The following is a 2,756-nucleotide window of genomic DNA, read 5'->3' as shown; positions in this document are numbered from 1 at the left end:
ACCGACGGCACCCTGCGCGCCACGACCGCCGTACCGGTACGGCTCCTGCCCTCCCTCACGGGGCTGCGCTTCGTCCTGGCGCTCACCGTGCTGGCCTGCCACGCCCTGTGGGACCCGGCCTGGTTCACCGACCCCGGCGTCGTCCGGTCGGTTTCCTGGCTCAAGGAGGGCGCCGAGGCCGCGGTCAGCGGCTTCTTCGTGCTCTCCGGCTATGTCCTGACCTGGACCCACCGGGCGGACGGCCCCGCCCGCGCCTTCTGGCGGCAGCGCTTCTGGCGGATCGCCCCCAACCATCTGCTCGGCTGGGCCGGGGCGGTGGCGTTCGTCGCCCTCACCTCGGCACGCTCACCGGTCGACGGGACCCAGGGGCGCTGCACCGTCTCCCTGGCCACGGCCAGTGTGCTGCTCCTGCAGAACTGGACACCGGCGTGGGCGGCCGGAGCGTGCTTCAACGTCCCCTCCTGGTCCATCAGTTGCGAGGTGTTCTTCTACGCCCTGTTCCCCGCGCTGATCATCGGTGCCCGTGCCATCCCGCGTCGATGGCTGCCCGCCGCCTGGGCGGCGACCGCCGCCGCGACGCTGGCCGCGCCCCTGACGGCCGCCCTCATCAGCCCGGTGGAGCCGGACTTCGCATCCGGCCTGCCCAAGCTGTGGCTGCTCTACTTCTTCCCGCCCGTACGCCTGGCGGAGTTCGCCCTCGGCATGCTCACCGCACTGCTCCTGCGGGGCGAACGCAGGCTCCAGGTGCCGCCATCGCGCCTGGCCACACCGCTCGCCCTGGCCATCGCCTCGACCGCAGTGCTGACCGCCCTGGCACCGCCCGCCTTCCGCCTCGGCGCCCAAGCCGCCGTGCCCTTCGCCCTGTTCATCGCCTACGCGGCCCTGACCGACCTGGACAACCGGCCCACCCTGCTTTCCGGCCCCCTCATGACCTCCCTGGGCGAGGCCTCGTACGCGCTGTACATCGTGCACTGGCCGCTCCTGCTCGCCTACCGCCACGCGCTGGGCGCCGACCGCACCTTCTCCGCCTCCACGGGGGTGCTGCTCGCCGCCGGATTCGCGGTACTCGCCCTGGCGGCCTCCCTCCTGGTCCACCACTTCTGGGAGACACCGCTGCGCCGGAGAGGCGCTCTGCCGACTGTCCGTACCGGAGTGACGGGCGCCTGCACCCTGGACTCGCGGCCGCGGTGACGGCACGCGGGCCCCTTTGACGGCATCGGATGTAACCATTACGGTTACATCAGTGCATCGAAAGGGGTGATCCTGTGGCGGGCAACAGTCAGCTCACCGTGGCGGCCCACGCTCTGACGTGGATCGAACTGCACCACCGGCGCGAGGGCGGGGTCGCCACGTCCGAGCGGATCGCGGGCAGCGTCAACACCAACCCCGTCGTCATCCGGCGGCTGCTCGGGCGGATGCGCGACGCCGGTCTTGTGTACTCCCGGCGGGGCGCCGAGGCGGGATGGGCGCTTGCCAGGCCGCTTGAGGACATGACCCTGCGGGACGTGTACGAGGCGATCGATCCGGCGCCCCTGTTCGCCGTGCACCGCTCCGAGCCCAATCTCGCCTGTCCGATCGGTTCCGGCATCCGGCCCGTGATGCGTACCGCGTACGCGCGCGTCGAGGACGCCGTGCGGGCCGAGCTGGCGGCGATCACGCTGGCCGACGTCCTCAAGGACGTCCTGGCCGACTCCGAGACCACAGAACTGGAGCACTGATCTGTCATGGGGCAGCTCGACGGAAAGACCGCCGTCGTCACCGGCGGGAACAGCGGCATCGGACTGGCGGGCGCCAAGCGCTTCGCCGCCGAGGGCGCGCATGTGTTCATCACCGGGCGGCGGCAGGAGGCGCTCGACGCCGCGGTGGCCGAGATCGGTCCGAACGCCACCGGAGTCCGGGGCGATGTGTCCGATCTCGCCGACATCGACCGGCTCTACGCCGCCGTCGCCGACCAGGGGCGGCGCGTGGACGTGCTCTTCGCCAATGCCGGGGGCGGCGAGTTCGCCGCGCTGGAGAGCGTGACCGAAGAGCACTTCGATGCCATCTTCGGCACCAATGTGCGCGGCATGCTCTTCACCGTCCAGAAGGCGCTTCCCCTGCTGAACGACGGGGCCTCGGTCATCCTCACGGGCTCCACAGCGGCGGGTTCCGGCGGTGAGGCGTTCGGCGTCTACGCCGCGTCCAAGGCGGCCATCCGCTCCTTCTCCCGGACCTGGGCCAACGAGCTCCGGCATCGCAAGATCCGGGTCAACACCCTCGTCCCGGGGCCCATCGCGACCCCCGGCAGCGCCGGTCTCGCCCCCAACCCCGAGGAGGCGGCCAAGCTGTGGGACTTCTTCGCGAGCCAGGTTCCCCTGGGCCGCATGGGCCGCCCGGAAGAGGCCGCTGCCGCCGCGCTCTTCCTCGCCAGTGAGCAGAGCAGCTTCGTCACCGGTATCGAACTCTTCGTCGACGGGGGCGCCAACCAGGTCTGATGGTCAGGTGATCGGCTCTGAGAGCCTGTGTCATATCCCCGGCCGGGCGTGCGACGCCTGGTACGCACCCTCGCCGCGTTACCGAAAAGCCCTAGTAGCTCCGCTACGAGGGCTCTCCGGCGCCTTGCGATCGCACGCACCAGACGCCGCACGCTGGTCCGACCGGGGATATGACACAGGCTCTGACCGTCCCGGCGGTCCGGGGGCGGGGTGGCGGCCGACGGCCGGTGCGGTCGGGCGGAAGCCGGGGCGGCAAGAGGTCCGCAGCATGCGGTAGTTGAA

3 protein-coding genes are annotated in these 2,756 nt (G+C 71.3%); all 3 read left to right on the top strand.

From position 1 onward, the window contains the following. A partial coding sequence (locus AB8Z36_RS36275) for an acyltransferase family protein (protein WP_369217648.1) occupies nt 1-1,191 on the top strand: 1,191 nt, incomplete at its 5' end. Nucleotides 1,192-1,265: 74 nt separating this feature from the next. Continuing rightward, nucleotides 1,266-1,718 (top strand): Rrf2 family transcriptional regulator, encoded by a 453-nt coding sequence (locus tag AB8Z36_RS36270; RefSeq protein WP_369217647.1) that lies wholly within the window; start codon nt 1,266-1,268, stop codon nt 1,716-1,718. Between the two features lie 6 nt (nt 1,719-1,724). Next, the gene (locus tag AB8Z36_RS36265) at nt 1,725-2,474 is read left to right on the top strand and encodes an SDR family oxidoreductase (protein ID WP_369217646.1); all 750 of its coding nucleotides are present in this window, start codon (nt 1,725-1,727) and stop codon (nt 2,472-2,474) included. Nucleotides 2,475-2,756 lie beyond the last annotated feature (282 nt).

The sequence above is a fragment of the Streptomyces flavofungini genome (assembly GCF_041028215.1).
GTDB classification, from domain to species: domain Bacteria; phylum Actinomycetota; class Actinomycetes; order Streptomycetales; family Streptomycetaceae; genus Streptomyces; species Streptomyces flavofungini_B.
Note: the sequence above shows the minus strand (reverse complement) of the source record. Positions and strands in the feature narration are given on the sequence as shown.